The organism is Streptomyces sp. NPDC037389 (assembly GCF_040636475.1).
GTDB lineage: Bacteria > Actinomycetota > Actinomycetes > Streptomycetales > Streptomycetaceae > Streptomyces > Streptomyces hesseae.
Map to the genome: position 1 here is coordinate 303,130 of NZ_JBEZUS010000003.1, position 26,064 is coordinate 329,193.

The following is a 26,064-nucleotide window of genomic DNA, read 5'->3' on the forward strand; positions in this document are numbered from 1 at the left end:
TCGGTGGCGGGCCGTAGCCTCCCCACTGATGGCCGTGACCCGTGAACCGTCCAGCACGCCGCCGCGCCCCGGGCGCCACTCCGCCGTGCGGTCCCTGCTGCGCCTGTGGCCGTATGTGCGCCCGGTGCGCGGGCGGCTCATGGTGGGCGCGCTGTCCGCCGTGGTGGCGTCCTGTCTGGGGCTGCTGATCCCGCTGACGCTCAAGTGGATCGTGGACGGTCCGGTGGCCGGCCGCGACCCCTCGGGGGTGTGGCTGGGCGGGTCGGCCCTGCTGGTGCTCGGCGTGGCCGAGGCCGGGCTGTTCGGGGTACGCCGCATGATCGTGGCCGGTCCGCTGGCGCGGGTCGAGGCGGACATGCGGGCGGCGCTCTACGCGCGCCTCCAGCGGCTGCCCGTCTCCTTCCACGACCGCTGGCCCTCGGGCCAGTTGCTCTCGCGCGCCACGACGGACCTGATGCTGCTGCGCATCTTCCTGTCCTTCCCTCTGACCTTCCTGCTGGTCAACGGGGTGACGATCGTCGCCGGCTGCGTCATCCTGCTCCAGCAGCAGTGGACGCTGGGCCTGGTGCTGCTGGCACCGGTCGCCCCGCTGGTGGTGCTGTGCTCCGTCTTCGAGGAGCGCTACGCGCGCACCGCGCGGAAGGCGCAGGACCAGATCGGCGATCTGACGACGGTCGTCGAGGAGAGCGTGCTCGGCATCCGCGTCGTCAAGGGCTTCGGCCGGCACCGGGGCCAGGAGCGGGCGTTCCTGGCGCTGTCGCGGCGGCTGCGGGACACCGAGCTGCGCAAGGCGGGCCTGCTGGGCACCCTCTGGGCCCTGATCGTGATCCTTCCCGAACTGGCCATCGGCGCGGCGCTGGTGCTCGGTGTGCTGAAGGTCGGGGACGGCGAGCTGTCCGCGGGGACGCTGGTCGCGTTCCTGTCGACGGCGCTGGCGCTGCGCTGGCCGGTGGAGTCGATCGGCTTCCTGCTGGCGATCACGAACGAGTCCGCCACGGCCACGGACCGCTTCTTCGAGGTCATGGACACGGCCGAGGCGTCCGCCTTGGACGCCGGGGACGCCGGGAACACGGCGGGCGCGGTGGCACCGGCCCGTTCCGCCGTCACGGTCGGCGCGCGGACGAAGGATCCCGGGCTCCGCCTGGAGGGCGTCTGGTTCCGGTATCCCGACGCCCCCGCGGACGCCCCGCCCGTGCTGTGCGGCGTCGATCTGCGCGTCCGCCCCGGCGAGACCATGGCCCTGGTCGGCGCCACCGGCAGCGGCAAGACCACCCTCACCGCCCTCATCCCCCGGCTCCACGAGCCGACCGCCGGACGGATCGTCCTCGACGGCCGGGACATCACGGGGCTGCCCCGCGAGCGGCTGCGGGAGCTGGTGGCGGTGGCCTTCGAGGAGCCGACCCTGTTCTCCGCCGGCGCCGCGGAGAACGTCCTGATGGGCGCGCCCGACGCCGGGGAGGCCCGGCTCCTGCGGGCCCTGGCCGTCGCCCAGGCGGACTTCGTCCACGAGCTCCCCCAGGGGCGGCGCACCCGGCTCGGGGAACAGGGCCTGAGCCTTTCCGGCGGGCAGCGGCAGCGCCTCGCGCTGGCCCGCGCGGTGATCGGCGACCCCCGTTTCCTCGTCCTGGACGACCCGCTCTCCGCGCTCGACGTCCACACCGAGGCCCTCGTCGAGGCCGCGCTGCGGGAGGTGCTGGCCACGACGACGGCCCTGGTCGTCGCCCACCGTCCCTCCACGGTGCTGCTCGCCGACCGGGTCGCCCTGCTGTCCCGGGGGCGCATCGCCGCGGTGGGCACCCACCACGAACTGCTCCACACCAATGAGGAGTACACGTCGCTGATGTCCGGCCCGGCGGGGCCCGAAGGGGGCGATCCACGATGACCACCACCGTCTCCGGCCGGCCGGCCGCGGAGGACGACCGGCCGGAGGAGCCGTCCGGCGACCCCTTCGACCGGGACGTCCTGCCCACCCCCAAGGGCGCCTCCCGGGAGCTGCTGCGGTCCCTGCTCGCCCCCGCCCGGGGGCGGGTGCGGCTCACGGCCGTCCTGCTGCTGCTCCAGCAGGCCGCCGTGCAGGCGGGCCCGCTGCTCGTCGCCTACGCCATCGACTCGGGCGTGCCCGCCGTCCGCCGGCAGGACTACGGCCCGCTCACGGCCGTCGCCGTCGGCTACCTCGTCTGCGCCCTGACCTCCGGGCTGCTCCAGATGGCGTTCGTCCGGCTGGCGGCCCGGGTGGGCCAGGACGCGCTGCTGGAGCTGCGCGGCCGGATCTTCCGCCACTCCCAGGCGCTCAGCCTCGACTTCCACGAGCGCTATACCTCCGGGCGGCTGATCTCCCGCGCCACCACCGACGTCGAGTCGATCCGCGAGCTGCTCAACGACGGCCTCCAGGAGCTCATCGGCGTCGCCCTGTCCGTGCTCTATGTCTCCGCCATGCTGCTCTGGCTCGACCCCGCCACCGGGGGCGCGGCGCTGCTGTCCTTCCTGCCGTTGTCCCTGCTCGTCCGGTCCTACCGACGCCGCTCGCTGATCGCCCACCGCAGGCGGTCCACGGCGATCGCGGCGGTCATCGTGAAGTTCACCGAGACCATGAACGGCATCCGGCCCGTGCAGGCCTTCCGTCGCGAGCGTGCCAACGACGCCCATTTCGACGGGCTCAACCGCGTCCACCAGGAGACCAACACCGCCACCGCGCTGGCCATGGCCCACTACGTGGTCCGCTCGCGGCTGGTGGCCAACGGCATGGTGGCCGCGATCGTGGTGTGGGGCGCCTACCGGGTCGCCGACGGCAGCCTGGCCCTGGGGGTGCTGGCCGCCTCCGTGCTGTATCTGCGGCGACTGTACGACCCGATCGACCGGCTGGGGATGTTCCTCAACACCTACCAGTCGGCGGCCGCCTCCCTGGAGAAGATCGCGGGCCTGCTGGCCCGGCGCCCGTCCGTCCGCGAGCCGGAGGCGCCCCTGGCGCTGCCCGCCCGTGCGGCCGGGCGCCCGGGCCGCGAGGTGGTCTTCGACGGGGTGCGCTTCGCCTACCGCGCGGGCATCGAGGTGCTGCCCCGTCTCGATCTGACCCTCCGCGCCGGGGAGACGGTCGCGGTCGTCGGCTCCACGGGGGCGGGGAAGTCCACCCTGGCCAAGCTGCTGGCCCGGTTCTACGACCCCACCGAGGGCCGGGTCCTGCTCGACGGCGTCCCGCTGTCCTCCCTGGCCGTGCCGGAGCTGCGGCGCGGGGTGGTGATGGTGACGCAGGAGGCGTTCCTCTTCTCCGGCACGGTCGCCGGCAACATCGCCGTCGGCCGCCCCGACGCGAGCCGCGCGGAGATCGAGCGCGCGGCCAAGGCCATCGGCGCCCACGACTTCATCACCGCCCTGCCCGACGGCTACGACACGGACGTCCGCAAGCGCGGCGGCCGGATCTCCGCCGGCCAGCGGCAGCTCGTGGCCTTCGCCCGCGCCCTGCTGGCCGACCCGGCGGTGCTGATCCTCGACGAGGCGACGTCCTCCCTGGACATCCCGGGCGAGCGGGCGGTGCAGCGGGCCATGCGCACGGTGCTGCGCGGGCGGACGGCCGTGGTGATCGCCCACCGGCTGTCGACCGTGGAGATCGCGGACCGGGTGCTGGTGATGGCCGGCGGCAGGGTGGTGGAGGACGGCGTTCCGGCCGAACTCGCCAGGGGTGGCGGCCACTTCGCCGTACTGCACCGGGCCTGGCGGGACAGCCTGGTCTGAACGCCCGGTATACGGACACCGATCTTTGGCCAACGAACAGTTTCCGGCCAACTTGTTGACGCGCCCCTGACACGCCACGGGGGGCGGTGGCACTCTTCACCACAACTGGCGCGGAGCACCCCCACATCCCCACCCCCTCCGCGACGGCGATCTCCCCCCTCTCTCCACGTGTTCTGCCGCGCTCCGCCCGGACGGCCGGTTCGCCGTCCGGTCGTTCCATCGGCCCACCCACCCCGTGGTGGCCCCGCAGAAGGAGTCAGAGTGAGACCCACCCCCCATCGCCGCGCCGTCGCCACCGGCGCGCTCGTCGCCGTCACGGCGATGCTCGCCGTCGGGGCCCAGACGGGCACCGCCAACGCCCGCCCCGACGACTCGGCCGCCACCGGCCAGCCCCGGCAGATCATCGCCAAGGCCGCCCCCGGCGCCCAGCCGGCCAGACTCACGCCCTCCCAGCGCGCGGAACTGATCCGCGAGGCCAACGCCACCAAGGCGCAGACGGCCAAGAAGCTGGGCCTCGGCACCCAGGAGCAGCTGGTCGTCCGCGACGTCACCAAGGACGCCGACGGCACCGTGCACACCCGCTACGAGCGCACCTACGAGGGCCTGCCCGTCCTCGGCGGCGACCTCGTCGTCGACGCGGCCAGGAGCGGCACCGTCAAGTCCGTCGCCAAGGCGAACAAGGCGAAGCTGGCCGTCGCCACGACCGCCCCCTCGTTCGCGGCCGCCACCGCCGAGAAGGACGCCGTGAAGTCCGCCCAGGCCAAGGGCTCGAAGGACACCAAGGCCGACCGCGCCCCGCGCAAGGTGATCTGGGCCGCCGACGGCACCCCCGTGCTGGCCTACGAGACGGTCGTCGGCGGCCTCCAGGAGGACGGCACGCCCAACGAGCTGCACGTCATCACCGACGCGAAGAGCGGCAAGAAGCTCTTCGAGTTCCAGGGCGTCAAGCAGGGCACCGGCAACAGCCAGTACAGCGGCCAGGTCACCATCGGCACCTCCGGCTCGGCCGGCTCGTACCAGATGACCGACACCGGGCGGGGCGGCCACAAGACGTACAACCTCAACCACGGCTCGTCCGGCACCGGCACGCTGTTCACCAACTCCAGCGACGTCTGGGGCAACGGCACCACCAACGACCCGGCCACCGCGGGCGTGGACGCCGCGTACGGCGCACAGCTCACCTGGGACTACTACAAGAACGTCCACGGGCGCACCGGCATCAAGGGTGACGGCCAAGGCGCGTACAGCCGCGTCCACTACGGCAACAGCTATGTGAACGCCTTCTGGTCCGACGCCTGCTTCTGCATGACCTATGGCGACGGCTCGGGCAACGCCAAGCCGCTGACCGCGATCGACGTGGCCGCGCACGAGATGACGCACGGCGTCACCGCCGCCACCGCCAACCTCACCTACAGCGGGGAGTCCGGCGGCCTGAACGAGGCCACCTCGGACATCATGGCCACCGCCGTGGAGTTCTGGGCGAACAACCCCAGCGACCCGGGTGACTACCTCATCGGCGAGAAGATCGACATCAACGGCAACGGGACCCCGCTGCGCTACCAGGACAAGCCCAGCCGCGACGGCCGGTCCAAGGACGCGTGGTACTCCGGCCTGGGCGGCCTCGACGTCCACTACTCGTCGGGCCCGGCCAACCACTGGTTCTACCTGGCCTCCGAGGGCAGCGGCCCCAAGGACATCAACGGCGTCCACTACGACAGCCCCACCTCCGACGGGCTGCCGGTCACCGGCATCGGCCGGGACAACGCCGCGAAGATCTGGTTCAAGGCGCTGTCCCAGCGCATGCAGTCCAACACCAACTACGCGGGCGCGCGCGACGCCACGCTGTGGGCCGCCGGTGAGCTCTTCGGCGTCGGCAGCGAGACGTACAACAACGCGGCCAATGCCTGGGCGGCCATCAACGTCGGCAGCCGGCTCTCCACCGGCGTCTCCGTCACCACCCCCGGCGACCAGACGTCCATCGTGAACACGGCCGTCTCCCTCCAGATCAAGGCGTCGAGCTCCACCACCGGCGCCCTGACCTACTCGGCCACCGGCCTGCCCGCCGGCCTGACGATCAACTCCTCGACCGGGCTGATCTCCGGCACCCCGACCACCACCGGCTCCAGCAATGTGACGGTGACGGTCAAGGACGCGGGCGGCAAGACCGGCACCGCCTCCTTCAAGTGGACCGTGAACACCTCGGGCGGCGGCAGCGTCTTCGAGAACACCACCCCCGTGGCCATCCCGGACGCGGGCCCGGCCGTGACCTCGCCGATCGTCGTGACCCGCAGCGGCAACGGCTCCTCGGCCCTGAAGGTCGACGTCAACATCACCCACACCTACCGCGGTGACGTCCAGATCGACCTGGTCGCCCCCGACGGCAAGACGTGGCGCCTGAAGGACGCCGACTCGTGGGACTCCGCGGCGGACATCAAGGAGACCTACACGGTCGACGCGTCCGCCGTCTCGGCCACCGGCACCTGGAAGCTCCAGGTCCAGGACCTGTACGCCAATGACGAGGGCACCGTCAACAGCTGGAAGCTCAGCTTCTAGCCTCCGGCCGTCTTCCACCGGCCAGGCGCCGTCCGGGGTGAGCTCCGACTCCCCCGGACGGCGCCTTACTCATGCGCGGCACGCCCCTGATCCGTCCTGCCCCGATCCGTCCTACCCCGGTCGCAGCCACACCGTCGCCAGCGGCGGCAGCACCGCCGGCACACTCGACCGCCGCCCGTGCCACGGCGTCGGCTCCGCCTTCAGCGGGTCCGGGTTGCCGACGCCGCTGCCGCCGTAGCCGGAGGCGTCGGTGTTGAGGACCTCCTGCCACACCGGCTCGCCGGCCGGCACCCCCAGCCGGTAGCCGTGCCGCACCACCGGGGAGAAGTTGCAGACCGCCAGCAGCGGCCGGCCCTGCGCGTCGTAGCGGGCGAACGCCAGGACGTTGTCGTCCGCCGCGTCGCCGACGATCCACTCGAAGCCCTCCGGCACGATGTCCCGCTGCCACAGCGCCGGTGTCGCCCGGTAGCGGGCGTTGAGGTCGCGGACCAGATCCCGTACGCCCCGGTGGTCGGGCTCGGCCGAGTACGAGGGGTCCAGCAGCCACCAGTCGGGGCCATGGGCCTCGGACCACTCCGCGCCCTGCGCGAACTCCTGCCCCATGAAGAGGAGTTGTTTGCCCGGGTGGGCCCACATGAAGCCGAGGAACGCCCGGTGGTTCGCGCGCTGCTGCCACCAGTCCCCCGGCATCTTGGAGACCAGCGCCCGCTTGCCGTGCACCACCTCGTCGTGCGAGATCGGCAGGACGTAGTTCTCGCTGTACGCGTAGACCATCGCGAAGGTCATGTCGCCGTGGTGGTACTTGCGGTGCACCGGCTCCTTCGTCATGTACTCCAGCGAGTCGTGCATCCACCCCATGTTCCACTTCAGGCCGAAGCCCAGCCCGCCGAAGCCGCCCGGGCCCGTGTGGTGGGTGGCGCGCGTGACGCCGTCCCAGGCGGTGGACTCCTCCGCGATGGTCACGACACCCGGACAGCGTCGGTAGACCGTCGCGTTCATCTCCTGGAGGAAGGCCACCGCGTCGAGGTTCTCGCGGCCGCCGTGCTCGTTCGGCGCCCACTGGCCCGCCTCGCGCGAGTAGTCGAGGTAGAGCATGGAGGCGACGGCGTCCACGCGCAGCCCGTCGATGTGGAACTCCTCGCACCAGTACACCGCGTTCGCCACCAGGAAGTTGCGCACCTCCTTGCGGCCGTAGTCGAACTCCAGCGTCCCCCAGTCGGGGTGGGCGGCCCGGAGGGGGTCCTGGTGCTCGTACAGCGGCCGCCCGTCGAACTCCGCCAGCGCCCAGTCGTCCCTCGGGAAGTGCGCCGGCACCCAGTCCATGATCACGCCGATGCCGGCCCGGTGGAGGGCGTCGACGAGGTGCTTGAAGTCGTCGGGGGTGCCGAGGCGGGCGGTGGGGGCGTAGAAGCCCGTCACCTGATAGCCCCACGAGCCCCCGAAGGGGTGCTCGGCCACCGGCATCAGCTCCACGTGCGTGAAGCCGAGGTCCTTTACGTAGGCCGGGAGTTGTTCTGCCAGCTGCCGGTAGGACAGCCCCGGACGCCAGGAGGCGAGGTGTACTTCGTACACCGAGAACGGCGCCTCGTGGACGGGACGCGCCCCGCGCCGCGCCATCCAGTCGGCGTCCCGCCACACGTGGTGCGACCCGTCCACGATCGACGCGTTCGCGGGCGGCACCTCGGCGCGCCGCGCCATCGGGTCCGCCCGCAGCGTGCGCGAGCCGTCGGGGCGGGTGATCTCGAACTTGTACAGCGCGCCCTCGCCGACACCCGGGAGGAACACCTCCCACACCCCCGTGCCGCCCAGCGAGCGCATCGGGTGGACCGTGCCGTCCCATACGTTGAAGTCGCCCACGACGCGGACGCCCTGTGCGTTCGGCGCCCACACCGTGAACCGGGTGCCCGCCACGCCCTGGTGCGTCATCGGGCGGGCGCCCAGCGCCCGCCACAGCTCCTCGTGCCGCCCCTCCCCGATGAGGTGGAGATCCAGCTCCCCCAGCGCGGGCAGGAAACGGTACGGGTCGTCGAGCGTCAGCTCCGTGTCCTCGTACGTGACGAGGATGCGGTGGTCGGGCGGGATCCTGTGGAGGGGGAGGGTCGCGGCGAACAGGCCGTCGCCCTCGTCGAGGAGCTCCGCGCGCAGGCCCTTCGCGACGACCGCCACGCCCTTCGCCCACGGGCGCAGGGCGCGCACGACGATCCCGCCGGGCACGTGGTGCGCGCCCAGCACGCCGTGCGGGTCGTGATGGGTGCCGTGGAGAAGGCGGTCGCGGGTGGGGTCGTCGAGGGGGGGTGCGGGGCGGATTCCACTTCCCTTTCCGTTTCCCTTTCCGTTTCCCCTGCTGCTTCCCTTGCCGTTTCCCTTGCCGGGGGTTTCGGGGGGTGTGTTGTGGGCTGGTGTCGGCGCCGGCAGGAACGTTGCCGGGATCGGCGGTCGTGCGGTCACAGGTGGTCCTCCGGGGGCGTACGGGGCGGACGGGTCAAGCCGGCGTGAACGCCGGTCGCACGGTGGCCTCCGGCCAGGCGGTGGATCGCGGACATCGGCACGGACAGCCAGTCGGGGCGGTGCCGGGCCTCGTACAGCACCTCGTAGACGGCCTTTTCCGTCTCGTGCGCCCGCAGCAGCCGGGGATCCTCGCGCGGGTCCTGGTGGACGGTGGCGTAGCCCTCACAGAACGCCGCCCGGGAGCGCTCGGCCCAGTCGGTGCCGGCCGCGCGGCCCACCGCCGCCGCGTAGTCGAACGAACGCAGCATCCCCGCGATGTCCTGCGCGACCGGCTGTGGACGGCACCGCTCCGGCAGCGGGCGGGCCGGCTCCCCCTCGAAGTCGATGAGCGACCAGCGGCCGTCGGCGGCCGTGCGCAGCGCCTGCCCCAGGTGGAGGTCGCCGTGGACGCGCTGGGCGCGGCGGGTGTGCCCGTCCCGGCCCAGCGCCGCCAGCTCGTCGTAGGCCTCGCCCAGCGCCCACCGGTACGGGCGCAGTGCCGGAACGGCCTCGGCCGTCGCCTCCAGGCGCCGGGTCATCACCTCCGCGAGCCGCTCCAGCTGGGGGCGGCGCAGGACGACCGTGGGCAGCGCCTCGGCCAGGGCCAGGTGCACCTCGGCGACGGCGTGGCCGAGGGCGCGTGCGGAGGCGGTGAAGTCGGCCTGGACGGAGAGGGCGCCCAGCGCCAGCTGCCAGCCGTCGGCGGAGCCGGGCAGGAAGGGCTGCAGCACGCCCAGCGTCATGGGCATGGCGCCGTGGAGCTCCGCCTCGAACCAGGCCGCCGGTGCCGGGACGCGGGCGCAGCCGGTCTTCGCCAGCGCGCGCGGCAGTTCGAGATCGGGGTTGGTGCCGGGGCCCACGCGACGGAAGAGCTTGAGGATATACGTTTCGCCGTAGACCGCCGAGGAGTTGGACTGCTCGGCCCCCAGGAGGCGGGGCGTCAGGTCCGGCGGGATCTTCGCCTCCGGTTCGCGGCTGAAGCGGAGCGGGCCCAGGCGGCCCGGGACCCTCAGCCGCTCCAGGAGCAGCGCCGCGAGGCGGGGGTCGGCCAGGCCCTCGTAGACGGTGCGGCCGTGCAGGGGGCCGCCCGCCGGGCGGCCGATGCGGACGGGGGCGAGCTGGGGCGGGAGGACGTCCTGGACGCCGAGCAGCAGTTGATAGCAGTCGTCGGTGGCGGTGGGGTGGGTGGTGCTGTCCTGGGTGGGCTGGCGGGCCCTTACGAGCAGGTGGAGGAGGCCCGGGGCGGTGCCGGTGGGCGGCTTGGGCAGGATCTCCGTCGCCGCGACGAGCGTGAATCCGTCGATGGGACGGCCCTTGCCGGCGAACCAGCGCTGCCGGGGCAGCCATTCCGTGAGCAGGGGGGCGAGCGAGGCGAGCAGCGGTGCGGCTTCCGACATGCGTCGCGTCCTTTCCCCGGGGCACACGACGGATGGGGCAAAGTGTCCCGGATGACGGCTTTGGCCAGGGTGTGGTGCGGGACGTGTCGGGCGGAATCGTCCGTCTTGGTGCGCTGTGCGGTGCTCGATGGAGCGGGGCCGGGGTGGGACGGACCCCTCTGGGGGCTGCATTATTTACGGCCCAGGTGACCTGAGCGGCGAACCCGGAACGCCGCCGCAAATAACTCCCCCAGCTACCGCTGGGAGGTGCCCCCAGGCCCCCTGTCGGGGCCCGTCCCACCCCGGCCCCTCCCGTTCGTTCGCGGGTGCGGGCCGGTTCCTGCTTGGCGCCTGCCCCGCCAGTCGGCCGGGAAACGACGCCGTCAGACAGATGGCGCCGTTCGGCGCAGGCGGAACCAGTAGAAGCCGTGGCCCGCCAGGGTGAGCAGGTACGGGAGTTCTCCGATCGCCGGGAAGCGGACCCCGCCGATCAGCTCTACCGGGTGGCGGCCGCTGAACGCTCGCAGATCCAGCTCGGTCGGCTGTGCGAACCGTGAGAAGTTGTTCACGCAGAGGACCAGGTCGTCGCCGTGTTCACGGAGGAAGGCGAGTACCGCTGGGTTGCTTGAGGGCAGTTCCGTGTACGAGCCCAGGCCGAATGCCGGGTTCTGCTTGCGGATCTCGATCATTCGGCGGGTCCAGTGGAGGAGTGACGATGGACTGCTCATCGCCGCTTCCACGTTCGTGACCTGGTAGCCGTAGACCGGGTCCATGATCGTGGGAAGGTACAGCCTTCCCGGGTCACAGGAGGAGAAGCCCGCGTTGCGGTCGGGGGTCCATTGCATCGGCGTCCGGACCGCGTCCCGGTCTCCCAGCCAGATGTTGTCCCCCATGCCGATCTCGTCCCCGTAGTAGAGGATCGGGCTGCCTGGGAGCGAGAGGAGGAGGGCTGTGAAGAGTTCGATCTGGTTTCGGTCGTTGTCGAGCAGGGGCGCCAGGCGGCGGCGGATGCCGATGTTCGCCCGCATGCGGGGGTCCTTGGCGTACTCCGCCCACATGTAGTCGCGCTCTTCGTCCGTCACCATCTCGAGCGTGAGCTCGTCGTGGTTGCGGAGGAAGATCCCCCACTGGCAGCGGGACGGGATCTCCGGCGTCTTCGCCAGGATTTCCGAGACCGGGTAGCGGGACTCGCGGCGGACGGCCATGAAGATGCGCGGCATGACCGGGAAGTGGAACGCCATATGGCATTCGTCCCCGCCGTTCTCGTACGAGCCGAAGTAGTCGACCACGTCCTCCGGCCACTGATTGGCCTCGGCCAGCACGACCGTGTCCGGGTAGTGGGCGTCGATCTCCGCGCGGACACGCTTGAGGAATTCATGCGTCCGGGGGAGGTTCTCGCAGTTCGTGCCCTCTTCCGCGAAGAGGTACGGCACGGCGTCCAGGCGGAAGCCGTCGATGCCCAGGTCCAGCCAGAAGCGGAGGGAGGCCAGGATCTCCTCCTGGACGGCCGGGTTCTCGTAGTTGAGGTCCGGCTGGTGGGAGAAGAAACGGTGCCAGTAGTACTGCTTGCGCACCGGGTCGAAGGTCCAGTTCGACGTCTCCGTGTCCACGAAGATGATCCGCGCGCCCTGGTACTGCTTGTCGTCGTCGGCCCAGACGTAGTAGTCGCCGTAGGGGCCGTCGGGGTCGGCGCGGGACTGCTGGAACCAGTCGTGCTGATCGCTCGTATGGTTCATGACAAAGTCGATGATGACGCGCATGCCACGGGTGTGGGCGGCGTCCACGAACTCGACGAAGTCGGCCAGGTCGCCGAATTCCGGCAGCACCGCGGTGTAGTCGGAGACGTCGTAGCCGCCGTCCCGGAGCGGTGACTGGAAGAACGGCGGGAGCCACAGGCAGTCGACGCCGAGCCACTGGAGATAGTCCAGTTTCGCGGTCAGTCCCTTGAGGTCGCCGATGCCGTCGCCGTCGCTGTCCTGGAACGAGCGGACGAGCACTTCGTAGAAGACGGCCCGCTTGAACCAGTCGGGATCCAGGTCCTTGGCCGGAGTGTCCTCGAAGGTGTCCTGGACGGGCTCATTGACGATCATGGTGTGGGTGACCCTCCGATCTGTGAGGACGGTCGCAGCGAGAACACGTGCGCGGGCGGGCGGTCCGGCTCCAGGCGCACATAGTTGTCCCTGCCCCAGTGATAGGTCTCCCCGGTGAGCTCATCGCGCACCGGGGCGGTCTCGTGCCAGCCGAGGCCGAGCTCCGGCATGTCCAACGAGACCGTGGCCTCCTGGGTGTGGTGGGGGTCGAGGTTGACGACCGTGAGGACGCAGGAGGGGCCCGAGCGCTTGGAGTAGGCGATGACCGCGTCGTTGTCCGCGTGGTGGAACCGCAGATTGCGGAGGTGCCGGAGGGCCGGGTGGCGCCTTCTGAGCCGGTTGAGGGTGGTGATCAGGGGGGCGATGCTCCGTCCCTCGCGCTCCGCGGACTCCCAGTCCCTGGGCCGGAGTTCGTACTTCTCCGAGTTCAGGTACTCCTCGCTGCCCACGTGGGCCGGGAGGTTCTCGCAGAGTTCGTAGCCGGCGTACATCCCCCAGGCGGGGGCCAGCGTCGCGGCCAGGATCGCGCGTGCCTCGAAGGCCGGGCGGCCGCCCTCCTGGAGGTACGCGTGGAGGATGTCCGGGGTGTTGACGAAGAGGTTGGGGCGCATGTGCGCGGCGGAGGGGCCCGACAGCTCGGTCAGATAGTCGGTGAGTTCCTGTTTGGTGTTGCGCCAGGTGAAGTACGTGTACGACTGCTGGAAGCCGATCGCCCCGAGGGTGCCCATCATCGCGGGGCGGGTGAAGGCCTCGGCCAGGAAGATCACGTCCGGGTCGGTGCGGCCGATCTCGGAGATCACCTTCTCCCAGAAGACGACCGGTTTGGTGTGGGGGTTGTCGACGCGGAAGATCCGTACGTCGTGGGCCATCCAGAAGCGCAGGACGCGCAGGGTTTCCGTGACGAGGCCGTCGAAGTCCGCGTCGAAGGCCAGGGGGTAGATGTCCTGGTACTTCTTCGGCGGGTTCTCGGCGTACGCGACGGAGCCGTCCGCGCGGTGGTGGAACCACTCGGGGTGTTTGCCGACCCAGGGATGGTCCGGGGAGCACTGGAGGGCGAAGTCGAGGGCCACCTCCAGGCGCAGGTCGTGCGCCCGGCGAACGAAGTGGTCGAAGTCCTCCAGCGTGCCCAGATCGGGGTGGATCGCGTCGTGGCCACCCTCCGGGGAGCCGATGGCCCAGGGGCTGCCCACGTCGTAGGAGCCCGCGCTCAGCGCGTTATTGGGGCCCTTGCGGTGAGTGGTGCCGATGGGGTGGACCGGGGGGAGGTAGACGACGTCGAAGCCCATCGCCGCGATGGCGGGAAGGCGGCGGGCCGCCGTGCGGAAGGTGCCGCTCCGGGGTGGTCGGCCGGAAATCAGCCGCGCGCCCTCCGAGCGGGGGAACATCTCGTACCAGGAGCCGAAGAGGGCCCGTTCGCGCTCCACCAGCACCGGCACCGGGCGGGAGCCGGTGACCAGCTCCCGCAGCGGATGGCGGGCCAGGGCGGCCACGGCCTCGGGGGTCAGGGCGGCGGCGAGCCGGGCCGCTGCCGGGCGCGAGGCGTCGCGCAGGGCGTCGACGGCGGCCAGCACGGCCTCCCTGCCGTCGTTCTTGGGGACGCCCGAGGCCGCCCGCTCATGGAGCCGGGCGCCCTCCTCCAGGACCAGCTCGGTGTCGATGCCCGCCGGGATCTTGATGGAGGCGTGCTCCCGCCAGGTGGTGACCGGATCGCTCCAGGCCTCCACCGCGTAGGTCCAGCGGCCCGTGGCGTCCGGGGTGACCGTCGCCCCCCAGCGGTCGGTGCCGGGGGTCAGCTCCCGCATCGGCGTCCAGGGACCGCACCGGCCGGCGGGCCCGCGCAGCACCACGTTCGCCCCGACCGCGTCGTGCCCTTCCCGGAAGACCGTGGCGGAGACCTCGAACTCCTCGCCCACCACGGCCTTGACGGGCCTTCGGCCGCAGTCGACGAGCGGGCCGGGGTCCAGGACGGGGATGCGACCGATCATGGGATCACCTGGAGAGTCTCAGGGGTCTTGGGCGAGGGTTCCGTCTGTTCTATCTGGTCCGTCGGCGGTCGGGAGGGTGCGGGCATGGCTGCTCCTGTCCGCGTTCACTCGGGCGGGCGGAAGAAGGGACGGCGGCCGTCAGCAGGGCGACGGACGGTCGTCCCGGTACACCGGGTGAGCTTTCCCACCGGGTCCGCCCGGGCATGCCCGGACTGTATGAACTACTCGTGCGTAGTTCCCCTGACCCCGCGCACGGAGGGCGGCCGTTCCCCCGTCACCCGTAGGGAGTCTGCTCGATGGTCCGATCGCGTGCAATGTGGCGAAACGGCGCCGTTGAGGGCCGGACGGGGGAACGGGCGCCGGGCAAGGCCTTCGAAGGCCGTAGCGGCTTTTGGCCTTGGACAGTGCTGCTGTACGCGGGGCGTAAATCCGCCTAGTACTTATCGTCTAGTGCGAAGACATCAGTCGGTCTGCGCGCGGGCTCGCCCCGGTGCGGTGGAACCGGTCCATTGCCCCCTCCCGTGCCGACGCCTGCCGCTACCGTCGAATCCGTGAAGGCCATTCGTCGATTCAGCGTGCGTCCCGTCCTTCCGGAACCCCTACGACCGCTCAGCGAACTGGCGCGCAATCTGCGCTGGTCCTGGCACCCCGAGACCCGCGAACTGTTCCAGTCCGTCGACCCCGAGGGCTGGCGGGCCGCCGGGGGCGACCCGCTGCGGCTGCTGGGTTCCGTCTCCGCCGACCGGCTGGCCGCCCTGGCCGAGGACCGCCGGTTCCGGCGGCGGCTGGCGGCGGCCGCCGACGATCTCCACGACTACGTCACCGGCCGGCGCTGGTACCAGGACCAGCCCGCCGGGCTGCCGGCCGCCGTCGCCTATTTCTCCCCCGAGTTCGGCATCACCGCCGCCCTCCCCCAGTACAGCGGGGGCTTGGGCATCCTCGCCGGCGACCATCTGAAGTCCGCCAGCGACCTGGGCGTTCCCCTCATCGGCGTCGGACTCCTCTACCGCCACGGCTATTTCCGCCAGTCGCTCTCCCGCGAGGGCTGGCAGCAGGAGCACTATCCCCTGCTCGACCCCAACGAGCTCCCGCTGTCCCTGCTCCGCGAGCCCGACGGCACCCCCGCCCGGGTCACCCTCGCCCTTCCCGGCGGCCGCTGTCTGCACGCGTACGTCTGGCAGGCGCAGGTCGGCCGGGTGCCGCTGCTGCTCCTCGACTCGGACGTGGAGGACAACGGCTCCGGGGAACGGGAGGTGACCGACCGGCTCTACGGCGGCGGCAGCGAGCACCGGCTGCTCCAGGAGATGCTGCTGGGCATCGGCGGGGTGCGCGCCGTACGGGCGTACTGCCGGATCACCGGGCATCCCGAACCGGAGGTCTTCCACACCAACGAGGGGCACGCGGGCTTCCTGGGGCTGGAGCGGATCCGTGAACTGACCGAGCAGGGCGCCGACTTCGACGCGGCACTGGAGTGCGTCCGCGCCGGCGCGGTCTTCACCACCCACACCCCCGTGCCCGCCGGCATCGACCGTTTCGAGGCCGCGCTCGTCTCCCGGCACTTCGCCGACGGCGCGGAGCTGCCCGGCATCGACGTCGAGCGAGTACTGGCGCTGGGCCGGGAGGACTATCCCGGCGGCGAGCCCAACCTCTTCAACATGGCCGTGATGGGCCTGCGGCTGGCCCAGCGCGCCAACGGCGTCTCCACGCTGCACGGCAGGGTCAGCCGGGAGATGTTCGCCGGGCTGTGGCCCGGCTTCGACCCGGAGGAAGTGCCCATCGCCTCGGTCACCAACGGGGTGCACGCCCCCACCTGGGTGGCCCCCGAGGTCTTCCGGCTCGGCGCCCGGCAGATCGGCGCCGGACGCGCCGAGGACGCCCTGGCCGTCGGCGGCTCCCAGCGCTGGGACACCGTCGCCGACATCTCCGACGCCGCCGTCTGGGAGCTGCGGCGCACCCTGCGCGAACAGCTGGTGGAGGAGGTGCGGGAGCGGCTGCGGGCCTCCTGGCGGGAGCGCGGCGCCGGGACGGCCGAGTTGGGATGGATCGACGGGGTGCTGGACCCCGACGTCCTCACCATCGGCTTCGCCCGGCGCGTGCCGTCGTACAAGCGGCTGACGCTGATGCTGCGCGACCGCGAGCGGCTGACCGAGCTGCTGCTGCACCCGGAGCGGCCGGTGCAGATCGTCGTAGCGGGCAAGGCGCACCCGGCGGACGACAGCGGCAAGCGGCTGGTGCAGGAGCTCGTCCGCTTCGCCGACGACCCGCGCGTACGCCATCGCATCGTCTTCCTGCCGGACTACGGCATGGCGATGGCCCAGAAGCTCTATCCCGGCTGCGATGTCTGGCTGAACAACCCCCTGCGGCCGCTGGAGGCCTGCGGTACGTCCGGGATGAAGGCGGCGTTGAACGGCTGTCTCAATCTCTCCGTTCTGGACGGCTGGTGGGACGAGTGGTACGAGCCGGACTTCGGCTGGGCCATCCCCACCGCCGACGGCGCGGCCATGGACGACGACCGCCGCGACGACCTGGAGGCGGCCGCGCTCTACGACCTGCTGGCCCAGCGGGTGGCCCCGCGCTTCTACGACCGGGCGGCGGGCGGACTGCCGGGCCGCTGGATCGAGATGGTCCGGCGGACGCTGGCGACGCTCGGGCCGAAGGTGCTCGCCGGGCGGATGGTCCGCGAGTACGTCGAGCGGCTCTACGCGCCCGCGGCCGAGGCCCACCGGTCCCTGGACCCGATCGCGGCCCAGGAGCTGGCCGCGTGGAAGGCACGGGTGCGGGCGGCGTGGCCGGCCGTCGCCGTGGACCATGTGGAGGCCGTCTCGGACGGCCCGCTGAACGGCACGGCCGAGCTGGGCTCCACGGTCTCGCTGCGGGTGAGCGTGACACTGGGCGAGCTCGACCCCTCGGACGTCGAGGTGCAGGCCGTCGCGGGCCGGGTGGACTCGGCCGACCGGCTGGACCGGGCGGCGGCGTTTCCGCTGAAGGCGACGGGGGCGGTTGGGCTGGACGGGCGGCGCCTGTACGAGGGGCCATTGACGCTGGACCGGACGGGCCCGTTCGGGTACACCGTGCGGATCCTGCCCGCGCACCGGTTGTTGGCTGATGGGGCTGAGCTGGGGCTGGTGGCGGTGCCGTCGTCGGAGGGGACGGGTGAGGCGGCGGGGGTGCTGATGCGGTAGCGCGCGGGGCGCGGTGCCGGGTGGGGCCGGTGGGGCCCGTCGGATCAGGTCGAAGGATCCGACGCGGGCCCCGCCGGCTGCGGCTGCTCGGCAGCGCTGCCCGCGGTCGTTTCGGGCTTCATGTAGAGGATCTCGCGGGCCTGCTCGGCGGCGCGGGCCATGTTCTCGCTGACGAAGTCGACGAAGCGGGCGATGTTCTCGAGGCGGACGCCGGCTTGGGTGTCGCGGCCGAGGATGCCGACGCCCTGCCGTGCGGTCTCGGCGAGCAGGGCGTTGGAGCGGGCGGCCGCGATCATCCCCGTGTAGAAGACGTCGTTGTCGACGAGGTAGCGCTCGCGGCGGCGCTCGTCGCGTTCCCGGCGGATGAGGCCCTGGCTGTCGAGGAGCGTCACCGCTTTGGAGACGGACGCGGGGCTGACCTGGAGGCGCTGGGCGAGCTCGGACGCGGTGAGGCTGCCCGCGTCGGTGGTGTAGAGGCAGGTCAGCACGCGGGACACCATCTTGGGCAGGCCCTGTTGCATCAGGAGGGTCGTGAACGCCTCCTCGTACTCCCGCACGGCTTCGGTGTCGCGTCCGTGGGCCTGCGGCGGCACCTCCGTCCCTCGGGGCGCGGCCTGCCTGCGCCGGTGGGCGCGGCGTTCGGTGGCGCGGTGGGCCAGGTCGGCGCGGTAGGCGGTGGGGCCGCCGTTGCGCATCACCTCGCGTGTGACCGTCGAGGTGGGACGGTCGAGACGCCTGGCGATCTCCGCGTAGGCGAGTCCGTCGGCCACCCCCAGCGCGATCTGCTGGCGTTCCTGCTGGGTGAGTCTGCCTCCGGGCATCGGGCTCTCCTTCGTGGTCCGTCCGTGATGACTCCAGCATAGCGTTCACTCCCAATCCATTGCAACGGACGGAGATGCCTGTTGTTGCGTTAGATTCAAAACCGTTGCAACGAAATTGATGCCTTGACCTGCATAGATAGCGTTACTGCGCAACGAAGTCGTTGCCAGATCCTTGAACGCAACGTAGCTTTTCCGTCATCGGAAACAACGAGCTCAAGGAGCGCACGATGCAGAAGTTCGACACCCCCGCCCCCGTCTTCGCCGTCCTCGACATCCCCGCCGGGCGCGTGCAGTTCATCGCCGCCGACCGGGCCGTCACCACGGTCGAGGTCCTGCCCGCGAACGTCTCCAAGAGCCGCGACGTGAAGGCGGCGGAGCAGACGGAGGTCACCTACGTCGACGGCGTCCTGCGGATCGAGACCCGGGCGCCGAAGAACCAGTACTTCGGCCCCTCCGGAGCCATCGAGGTCACGGTCCAGCTGCCCGCCGGCTCCCGCGTCGACGCGAAGACGGCCGCCGCCGAACTCCGGGGCGTCGGACGGCTCGGCGACGTCACCTTCGAGGGCGCGTACCGCCAGATCAAGATCGACGAGGCCGCGAGCCTCCACCTCACCGCGGTCGACGGCGACGTCGAGGTCGGCCGCCTCAACGGCCCCGCGGAGATCAGCACCACGCGGGGCGACATCCGCATCGCCGAGGCCATGCTCGGCACGGTCGTGCTCCGCACCCAGTCCGGCAGCATCTCGGTCGCCTCCGGCGCGTCGGCCGCCCTGGACGCCCGCACCGACTACGGCAGCATCAGCAACGCCCTCAAGAACGACGGCACCACCGTCCTGGACATCCGCGCCACGACCTCCCACGGCGACATCACCGCCCGCAGCCTCTGAAACCCCCGGAAAGGATCCCCATCATGACCAGCGAGACCGCTGCCGGGCAGGACCGCCCGGAGTTGCAGAAGGCCATCCAGGAGTTCGTCGATTCCGGCTTCGCCGGGGTGCAGATGCGCGTGCACGACGAGCGGGGCGAGTGGGTCGGCAGCGCCGGAGTGCGCAAGCTGGGCGAGACCGCCAAGCCGCCGGTGAACGGCTCGTTCTGGACGGGCAGTTCCACCAAGGCCTTCACCGCGACCCTGGTACTGCAACTGGTGGCCGAGGACAGAATCGGGCTGGACGCCCCGGTGGCCGACCACCTGCCCGAGCTCGGGCTGGACCGGCGGATCACCGTGCGGATGCTGTTGCAACACACCAGCGGGTTGTTCAACTACACCGGCGAGTACTACCCCGACGGGATGATCGTGCTGGGGATACCCGCCACGGGCAAGGAGTGGGTGGACAACCGGTTCCACTCCTACCGGCCGGAGGAACTGGTACGGCTGGCACTGTCCAAGCCCGCGCGGTTCGAGCCGGGGACGGACTGGAGCTACTCCAACACCAACTACACGCTGGCCCAGCTACTGATCGAGAGGCTCACGGGCCACTCGTACGCCGAGGAGATGCGGCAGCGGATCCTCCGGCCGCTCGGCCTGAGCGGCACCATGGTTCCGGGCAACCGGACGGAGCTCCCCGGGCCGAACTCCCACGGCTACTACCGCTACCAGGACGCGGGCGAGTGGAAGATCGTCGACGTCGCCCGTCAGAACCTCTCCTTGCTGGCCGCCGCCGGTGACATGATCTCGACCACCGAGGATCTCCACACGTTCTTCTCCGCGCTGATGGGCGGCCGGCTCCTGCCGGACCCGCTGCTGGACGAGATGCGCACCCCGCACCCCAAGAGCGGCGACTTCCACTACGGCCTCGGGCTGTTCGTCCAGGACCTGGGCCCGGACCACGGCACCGTCTACCACCACAACGGCGCCCCGCCCGGGGGCTACGGGGCGCTCATGTACAGCACGCCCGACGGCAGCCGGACGCTGACCGCTTCGGTGAACACGGGGGATGCGGCGATCGACCCGGCGGCAGAGTTCCCGAAGGCGCTGGACGCGCTCGTCAGGGCGGTGTTCTGCGGCGGGTAGGCCACGGGCTGACGGGGCGGAGCCGGCTCAGTGACAGATGTGCCGCTTTACACCGTCCCGGATCTCGAAGACCGGGGAAGGACACCCTGCGGGACACGGCGGCGGCACGGCGGCTTGATTGACCTTCCGCTCCGGCGGATCGTTGCACACTGAGCAGTACCAGCCTGGTGGCTGCCCTGGCGTCACATCCCATCACAAGGGGTTGCGACACCGGTTGCAGCGCATGAGCGGAGGGCGATCCAGCATGGTGGCATCGTTCCCTGTCGATCAGTTGGCCGTCTCGGTTTTGTGGGCCTTCACTCGGATGGTTGGGGCGGTGTTCCACGCCGCCGTTGGGCAGCCCGGTCCCGCCCGTGGTGAGGGTCGGGACAGCAGGATTCACCGTCTTCCGGGGCTGCGCCTACGGCTGCGCGCTGTCAGCGACCTTGAGGGCGGCCAGGAGCGCCCGCAGGCGGGGCGGGGTTGTTGCGAGGACGGTGGTGGGGGCGTCGCTCTCGCGGATAGCTATGCGGTCGCCCTGCCTGCGGAGTTCGACGCAGTTCCCTTCCGAGTCGGTCGAGAATGACGACTTCTGCCACTCGATGAGCGCCGCGACGCTCCGCCTGCGGGTTTGTAAGACCACCGCCGACGCGTCGCTCTCGCGGATGACTATGCCGCCACCGCTGCGGGCGAGCTCGATGCAGTCGCCCTGAGTGTCTGAGGAAAACGATGACTTCTGCCATTGGAGTCGCATGGTCTGTATGCCTCTACGCTTGCGCTGCCATCTTGCGGATGAAATCACGGGACTGTCCCGGGCCGAGCGTCAGCCCCTCGACGTGGTCGAGAACGGACCGGTAATTAGTGAGCCGCGATTCCCCGCCCAGGAAGGCCGACCCAGTCGGCGTGTCGATGTGCACGGTATCGAGTTGTCGCACCACTCCCGACACGTAGAGCGGCGAACTGCCGGCACTGGGAAAGCCGCCGACGGAGAAGGGGATCACCTTGATCGTGATGTTGTCGCGCTCCGATTCCTTCAACAGGTGGTCGAGTTGTGCGCGCTGAACGCCTTGGCTCCCGAACCGAAGACGGAGTGCCGCTTCGTGGATGAGGTACGTACACACCGGAGGTTGTGGCCGGTCGAGGACGTCGCGCCGTCGCATCCGGTGCGAGAGCCTGCGTCGAAGGATCTGAGGGCTGAGGGCTGGCACCGCGTGGCTGAAGACTGCTCTGGCGTATTCCTCGGTTTGCAGCAGCCCCGGCAGGTGCATAATCTGCACCGCCCGGAACGCGGTGGCGTGGTGCTCCAGCTCGGCAAGGTCCAGCGCGGTGGCCGGTAGCGTGTCGCGATACTCCTCCCACCACCCCTTGCCGCGCTCCTCGGTCATGGCGACCAGCGCGTCGACGTAGGCCGCGTCCGGGCAGCCGTAGTGCGAGGCCCACGCCCGGACCCGCTCGCCGCTCACGCCGTGGCGGCCGGATTCGGCGTTGCTGATGTTGGTGCGGTCGGTGCCCAGCAGGGTGGAGGCCTGCACAAGCGACATGCCCGCCTGCTCACGCATCCTGCGGAGTTCCGTACCCAGCCGCTGCTGACGGGCGGTTGGGGCCTTTCTCGGTGGCATCCGTTCCCCTCCTGTCGGGACTCAGTGTGGCCCGTGTCCGGACGGCGGTCCACTCGTTCCAGTGATTGGACGGAATGAGTTACACACGTTGTACCTCATGCCCTACCGTCGAAGACTCAAAGGCGCCTGCCGTACCGGCAGTTGCGCACTCCCGCCTGGAGGTAAACCATGGCCACCGCATCACTCCTCGCCCCCCGAACGGGGATCGATCCCCACCCCGCCGAACGCTACGAGTTCACCGCCCCGGCCACCGCCACAACCGCCCGCGTCGCACGCGAATTCGTGACCGCCGTGCTGATCGCGGTGGAGCGATACCCGCTGATCGAGAACGCGCGGATCTGCGTGTCCGACACCGTCGCCAACGTCGTGCAGCACGCCCGCGTGCCCGTGCTGTCCGTCGAGGTGACCGTGCACGGTGACCGGGTCGTCGTCGCCGTGCGCGACGACGACCCGGTGCGGCGGCCGTACCGCCGACAGGGCCAGGCCCCCGCCGGCGACGAGCGCGGCAGGGGCCTGGCCCTGGTGCGTGACCTGGCGTCCGCCTCCGGCGTGGCGCTGGTCTGGGACGACCTCCACATCGTGGGCAAGCAGGTCTGGTTCGAACTCCGCGAGGGCGGAGGCGGCGGGGGCATCACGCTGACTGCGTGAGGGGCGGGGTCGGGAGGTCGTCAGCCGTCAGCGCTGATCCCCATGGATCCCGCCCGCAAAGCGAGGAAACCGCTGTGACGACCGGCGTCAGGACTTCGGCGCTCACCGACGCGGCGGGAGGAGGGTGGGGGGTGGGGGTTGCCCCGGGCGGGCCCGGGGCCCTCCTCCCGCCGCGACGGCGGGGAACCCCCACGGCGCGCCCGGCGGTGCCGTTCCGGGCCTGGGGCCGCCGGGTTGGGGAGTGGCGGCCACGCCGTGGGGGTGGTCTGTGGGTCAGGCGGCCGTGACGGCCTCCTTCGGCCCCGGCCCCGGCTCAGGCGCCTCCGGCGCCGTGCCGTGGCCGTCGTCGGCAAGGGCCGCCTCGTCGAACGGCAGCCTCCCCGCCAGGACCTCGTGGGCGCGGGCCGCGTCGATCTCCTTCGTCCACGTGCCGATGAGGACGGTCGCCACCGCGTTGCCCGCGAAATTGGTCATGGCCCGGGCCTCGCTCATGAAGCGGTCGATGCCGACGATCAGGCCGACCCCGTCGACGAGATCCGGGCGGTGGGACTGGAGGCCGCCCGCGAGGGTGGCGAGGCCGGCGCCCGTGACGCCCGCCGCGCCCTTGGAGGCGACGATCATGAAAAGCAGCAGGGAGATCTGCTGGCTCAGTGACAGCGGATTCCCCATCGCCTCGGCCACGAAAATCGAGGACATCGTGAGGTAGATGGCCGTCCCGTCCAGGTTGAACGAGTAACCCGTGGGCACCGTGATGCCGACCACCGGCCTGCTGACGCCCAGGTGCTCCATCTTCGCGATCAGGCGCGGCAGCGCCGACTCCGACGACGACGTGGACAGGATCAGCAGGAACTCCCGCCCCAGGTACTTCAGCAGGGCGAACACGTTCACCCCCGCCACCAGCCGCAGCAGGCTCCCGAGCACCACGACCACGAAGATCAGACACGTGACGTAAAAGCCGAGCATGATGACGGCCAGGGACTTCAGCGCGTCCACGCCCGTCGCCCCGACCAGCGCGGCGATCGCACCGAACGCGCCGACCGGCGCCGCCCACATGATCATGGAGAGGATCCGGAAGACCAGCTTCTGGATGTGCCCGATCCCCCGCAGCACCGGCTCGCCGACCGGGCCCATCGCCTGGAGCGCGAAGCCCGTGAGCAGGGCCACGAGGAGCGTCTGGAGCACCTGACCGCCGGTGAAGGCGGAGACGATTGTGGTGGGGATGATGCCGAGCAGGAAGTCCGACGTGGACTCGTGCGCGCCCTTGGCCTGGGCCTCGCCCGCGTGCCGCAGCGCGTCCGTGAGGTGGAGTCCGCTGCCGGGCTCCAGGATGTTGCCGACCACCAGGCCGATGGCCAGGGCCACCGTGGACATCAGCAGGAAGTACCCCAGCGCCAGTCCGCCGACCGCGCCGACCTTGGCGGCCTTCCGCACCGATCCAATGCCGAGCACGATCGTGCAGAAGACGACCGGCGCGATCATCATCTTGATGAGGTTCACAAAGCCCGTGCCCAGCGGCTTGAGCTCCACGGCCGTGCCCGGCGCGGCGAAGCCGACCACGACACCGACGAGCACCGCGCCGATCACCGCGAGATACAGATAGTGGCTCCGGTCCGGGCGGGCGCCCGGCTGCTCGCCGGTGCCGGACGGGCCGTCCGGGCCGTCCGCGTCATCCGGTGGCGGGGGTGACTGCGCTCTCACGGTGGTCATGGTGGTCTCCTCAAAGGGATCGTGGGGTTCTCCCGAGGAAAAAGTGGGGTCGCGGAGACTATGCACGGCCCTGTGACGGTGGTCACGCTTATGTGCATTACGTTCATGAACCGGCCAACAGGCACACTGTCGGCCATGCGCAGACCTCGCATCCGTCTCCCCCACAGCCTGGCCGGCCGGCTCTTCGCGACGCAGATCGCGCTGGTCGCCGCCGTGGTGGCCGGGTGCGCGACCTTCGCGTACCTCGCCGACCGGGACCAGGCCGTGGAGTCCGCCCGCCGCCAGGTGACGGCGGCCGCCGTCGCCGTCGCCGCCTCCCCCTCCGTACGGGAGGCCGTACGGGAGCGGGACCCGGCCGTACGTCTCCAGCCGTACGCCGAGCAGGTCCGCAGGGACACGAGCGTCGACTTCGTGACCATCATGAGTCCCGACGGCGTCCGCTGGACCCACCGCGACCCCCTCCTCATCGGCGAGCGCTACCTCGGCCACACCGAGCCCGCCCTGGAGGGCCACACGTTCTCGGAGACGTTCACGGGCACGCTGGGACCGTCCGTGCGGACCGTCGCGCCCGTACGGGACGAGGACGGCCGGGTCGCCGGGCTCGTCAGCGCGGGCATCACCGTCGACGCGATCAGCGCCCAGGTGCGCCGCCAGGTCCTGGTGTTCGTCGGCGTGGCCCTGACCGTGCTGGCGTTCGGCGGCACGGGCACGTATCTGCTGATCGCCCGGCTGCGCCGGCACACCCACGGCATGAACGCCGCCGAACTCGGCCGGATGCGCGACTACCACGAGGCCGCGCTGCACGCGGTCCGCGAGGGGCTGCTGATGCTCGACGGGCGGCACCGGGTCGCACTCGTCAATGACGGCGGCCGGGAACTCCTCGGCCTGCGCGGGGACGTGATCGGCCTGCCCGTCACCGCGCTGGGGCTGCCACCGGGGCTGACCGAGGCGCTGCTCGCCCCCGGGCCACGCGTCGACGAGGTGCACCTGACCGACGAACGGGTCGTCGTCCTCAACACCAAGCCGGTGGCCGGCGGGGAGCGGCACGGCACGGTGGTCACCCTGCGCGACCACACCGAACTCCAGGCGCTCGCGGGCGAGCTGGACTCCGTGCGCGGATTCACCGAGGCGCTGCGCTCGCAGGCGCACGAGGCCGCCAACCGGCTGCACGCCGTGGTCTCCCTGATCGAACTGGGCCGCGCGGAGGAGGCCGTGGAGTTCGCCACCGCCGAACTCGAGCTCGCCCAGGCCCTCACCGACCGGGTCGTCGCCGCCGTGGCCGAGCCGGTCCTCGCCGCGCTGCTGCTGGGCAAGGCGGCCCAGGCCAACGAGCACGGCGTGGAGCTCGTCCTCACCGACGACAGCCACGTCGACGACGGGCTGCTGCCGCCCGACCTGTCCGCCCGCGACCTGGTGACGATGCTGGGCAACCTGATCGACAACGCGGTGGACGCGTCCGGCGCGAGCGGCACCCGGCCGCCCCGGGTCACCGTCACGGTCCGGGCGTCCGGCGCCGAACTGCTCCTGCGCGTCGCCGACACGGGCCCGGGCGTACCGCCGGAGGCGGTGGACGAGATCTTCCGCCGCGGCTGGTCGACGAAGGCGGTGAAATCGGCCCGTCCGGCGTTCGAGGACACCGCCCGAAGCGCGGTCCGGGGGCCCGGGGGCCCGGACCACGGCACCCCCCTCCCCCACGGCCGCGGCCTCGGCCTCGCCCTCGTCCGCCAGGCCGCCCGCCGCAACGGCGGCACCGTCGCCCTGGCCGACGCCCCCGCCGGCGGCGCCGAGTTCACCGTCCGGCTGCCGCTTCAGCACGTCCGCACCACCGAAGGAGTCCCCGTATGACCACCGTGAGCCCGGGTCCGATGGGTTCGATG

The 26,064-nt window shown here is 71.3% G+C and carries 16 protein-coding genes; 8 read left to right on the top strand and 8 right to left on the bottom strand.

The genetic code is table 11. From position 1 onward, the window contains the following. Positions 1-28: 28 nt before the first annotated feature. The 3 genes from AB0E98_RS08150 (at position 29) to AB0E98_RS08160 (ending at position 6,282) form a co-directional block, all read left to right on the top strand. On the top strand, positions 29-1,882 hold the full coding sequence (locus tag AB0E98_RS08150) for an ABC transporter ATP-binding protein (protein ID WP_361699825.1): 1,854 nt from the start codon (positions 29-31) through the stop codon (positions 1,880-1,882). Beyond that, positions 1,879-3,729, top strand: a complete 1,851-nt coding sequence (locus AB0E98_RS08155) for an ABC transporter ATP-binding protein (RefSeq protein ID WP_361699828.1) — start codon at positions 1,879-1,881, stop codon at positions 3,727-3,729. The genes AB0E98_RS08150 and AB0E98_RS08155 overlap by 4 nt, the downstream gene beginning before the upstream one ends. A 261-nt stretch (positions 3,730-3,990) precedes the next feature. Beyond that, the gene (locus tag AB0E98_RS08160) at positions 3,991-6,282 is read left to right on the top strand and encodes a M4 family metallopeptidase (protein WP_361699831.1); all 2,292 of its coding nucleotides are present in this window, start codon (positions 3,991-3,993) and stop codon (positions 6,280-6,282) included. 111 nt (positions 6,283-6,393) lie between these two features. Here the strand turns inward: AB0E98_RS08160 and glgB are convergent, their stop codons facing one another. The 4 genes from glgB to AB0E98_RS08180 all read right to left on the bottom strand — a co-directional run bounded on the left by glgB (position 6,394) and on the right by AB0E98_RS08180 (position 14,220). Further along, on the bottom strand, positions 6,394-8,589 hold the full coding sequence (gene glgB / locus AB0E98_RS08165) for a 1,4-alpha-glucan branching enzyme (RefSeq protein ID WP_361700525.1): 2,196 nt from the start codon (positions 8,587-8,589) through the stop codon (positions 6,394-6,396). A gap of 137 nt (positions 8,590-8,726) precedes the next feature. Next, positions 8,727-10,166, bottom strand: a complete 1,440-nt coding sequence (locus tag AB0E98_RS08170) for a phosphotransferase (protein ID WP_361699834.1) — start codon at positions 10,164-10,166, stop codon at positions 8,727-8,729. Between the two features lie 362 nt (positions 10,167-10,528). Further along, the gene (treS, locus tag AB0E98_RS08175) at positions 10,529-12,235 is read right to left on the bottom strand and encodes a maltose alpha-D-glucosyltransferase (protein WP_361699837.1); all 1,707 of its coding nucleotides are present in this window, start codon (positions 12,233-12,235) and stop codon (positions 10,529-10,531) included. After that, on the bottom strand, positions 12,232-14,220 hold the full coding sequence (locus AB0E98_RS08180) for an alpha-1,4-glucan--maltose-1-phosphate maltosyltransferase (RefSeq protein WP_361699840.1): 1,989 nt from the start codon (positions 14,218-14,220) through the stop codon (positions 12,232-12,234). Before AB0E98_RS08180 ends, treS begins: the two co-directional genes overlap by 4 nt. Before the next feature lie 551 nt (positions 14,221-14,771). Here AB0E98_RS08180 and glgP point away from each other — a divergent pair. Continuing rightward, positions 14,772-17,402: an alpha-glucan family phosphorylase gene (gene glgP, locus AB0E98_RS08185; RefSeq protein WP_361699843.1), complete on the top strand. Its 2,631-nt coding sequence runs from the start codon at positions 14,772-14,774 to the stop codon at positions 17,400-17,402. A gap of 44 nt (positions 17,403-17,446) precedes the next feature. On the opposite strand, the gene AB0E98_RS08190 is transcribed toward glgP, so the two are convergent. Continuing rightward, positions 17,447-18,223, bottom strand: a complete 777-nt coding sequence (locus tag AB0E98_RS08190) for a helix-turn-helix domain-containing protein (protein WP_361699846.1) — start codon at positions 18,221-18,223, stop codon at positions 17,447-17,449. A 227-nt stretch (positions 18,224-18,450) separates the two neighbouring features. On the opposite strand from AB0E98_RS08190, the gene AB0E98_RS08195 reads away from it, so the two are divergent. Both AB0E98_RS08195 and AB0E98_RS08200 read left to right on the top strand, forming a co-directional pair. Then, entirely contained in the window at positions 18,451-19,110 is a 660-nt protein-coding gene (locus tag AB0E98_RS08195; RefSeq protein ID WP_361699849.1) for a DUF4097 family beta strand repeat-containing protein, read from the top strand. 23 nt (positions 19,111-19,133) lie between these two features. Beyond that, positions 19,134-20,234, top strand: coding sequence for a serine hydrolase domain-containing protein (locus tag AB0E98_RS08200; RefSeq protein WP_361699851.1), 1,101 nt, complete (start codon positions 19,134-19,136; stop codon positions 20,232-20,234). Between the two features lie 400 nt (positions 20,235-20,634). Here AB0E98_RS08200 and AB0E98_RS08205 read toward each other — a convergent pair whose 3' ends face one another. Both AB0E98_RS08205 and AB0E98_RS08210 read right to left on the bottom strand, forming a co-directional pair. Continuing rightward, positions 20,635-20,967 (bottom strand): DUF397 domain-containing protein, encoded by a 333-nt coding sequence (locus AB0E98_RS08205; protein WP_361699854.1) that lies wholly within the window; start codon positions 20,965-20,967, stop codon positions 20,635-20,637. A 13-nt stretch (positions 20,968-20,980) separates the two neighbouring features. Continuing rightward, complete coding sequence (locus tag AB0E98_RS08210; RefSeq protein WP_361699857.1) at positions 20,981-21,832, bottom strand: helix-turn-helix transcriptional regulator; 852 nt, start codon at positions 21,830-21,832, stop codon at positions 20,981-20,983. 168 nt (positions 21,833-22,000) lie between these two features. Between AB0E98_RS08210 and AB0E98_RS08215 the strand changes: the two genes are divergently transcribed. Beyond that, positions 22,001-22,480: an ATP-binding protein gene (locus tag AB0E98_RS08215; RefSeq protein ID WP_361699860.1), complete on the top strand. Its 480-nt coding sequence runs from the start codon at positions 22,001-22,003 to the stop codon at positions 22,478-22,480. A gap of 273 nt (positions 22,481-22,753) precedes the next feature. Here AB0E98_RS08215 and AB0E98_RS08220 read toward each other — a convergent pair whose 3' ends face one another. Then, on the bottom strand, positions 22,754-24,187 hold the full coding sequence (locus AB0E98_RS08220; RefSeq protein WP_361699863.1) for a cation:dicarboxylase symporter family transporter: 1,434 nt from the start codon (positions 24,185-24,187) through the stop codon (positions 22,754-22,756). A gap of 135 nt (positions 24,188-24,322) precedes the next feature. Here AB0E98_RS08220 and AB0E98_RS08225 point away from each other — a divergent pair, with 135 nt between their 5' ends. Further along, the gene (locus tag AB0E98_RS08225; protein ID WP_361699866.1) at positions 24,323-26,032 is read left to right on the top strand and encodes a sensor histidine kinase; all 1,710 of its coding nucleotides are present in this window, start codon (positions 24,323-24,325) and stop codon (positions 26,030-26,032) included. The last annotated feature ends 32 nt before the right edge of the window (positions 26,033-26,064 follow it).

What these genes read in the sequence shown, in the direction of transcription:
- AB0E98_RS08150 (WP_361699825.1), top strand. Translation starts at nt 29, where the DNA reads ATGGCCGTGACCCGTGAACCGTCCAGCACGCCGCCGCGCCCCGGGCGC.
- AB0E98_RS08155 (WP_361699828.1), top strand. Translation starts at nt 1,879, where the DNA reads ATGACCACCACCGTCTCCGGCCGGCCGGCCGCGGAGGACGACCGGCCG.
- AB0E98_RS08170 (WP_361699834.1), bottom strand. Translation starts at nt 10,166, where the DNA reads ATGTCGGAAGCCGCACCGCTGCTCGCCTCGCTCGCCCCCCTGCTCACG.
- treS (WP_361699837.1), bottom strand. Translation starts at nt 12,235, where the DNA reads ATGATCGTCAATGAGCCCGTCCAGGACACCTTCGAGGACACTCCGGCC.
- AB0E98_RS08180 (WP_361699840.1), bottom strand. Translation starts at nt 14,220, where the DNA reads ATGATCGGTCGCATCCCCGTCCTGGACCCCGGCCCGCTCGTCGACTGC.
- AB0E98_RS08190 (WP_361699846.1), bottom strand. Translation starts at nt 18,223, where the DNA reads ATGCCCGGAGGCAGACTCACCCAGCAGGAACGCCAGCAGATCGCGCTG.
- AB0E98_RS08195 (WP_361699849.1), top strand. Translation starts at nt 18,451, where the DNA reads ATGCAGAAGTTCGACACCCCCGCCCCCGTCTTCGCCGTCCTCGACATC.
- AB0E98_RS08200 (WP_361699851.1), top strand. Translation starts at nt 19,134, where the DNA reads ATGACCAGCGAGACCGCTGCCGGGCAGGACCGCCCGGAGTTGCAGAAG.
- AB0E98_RS08205 (WP_361699854.1), bottom strand. Translation starts at nt 20,967, where the DNA reads ATGCGACTCCAATGGCAGAAGTCATCGTTTTCCTCAGACACTCAGGGC.
- AB0E98_RS08210 (WP_361699857.1), bottom strand. Translation starts at nt 21,832, where the DNA reads ATGCCACCGAGAAAGGCCCCAACCGCCCGTCAGCAGCGGCTGGGTACG.
- AB0E98_RS08215 (WP_361699860.1), top strand. Translation starts at nt 22,001, where the DNA reads ATGGCCACCGCATCACTCCTCGCCCCCCGAACGGGGATCGATCCCCAC.
- AB0E98_RS08220 (WP_361699863.1), bottom strand. Translation starts at nt 24,187, where the DNA reads ATGACCACCGTGAGAGCGCAGTCACCCCCGCCACCGGATGACGCGGAC.
- AB0E98_RS08225 (WP_361699866.1), top strand. Translation starts at nt 24,323, where the DNA reads ATGCGCAGACCTCGCATCCGTCTCCCCCACAGCCTGGCCGGCCGGCTC.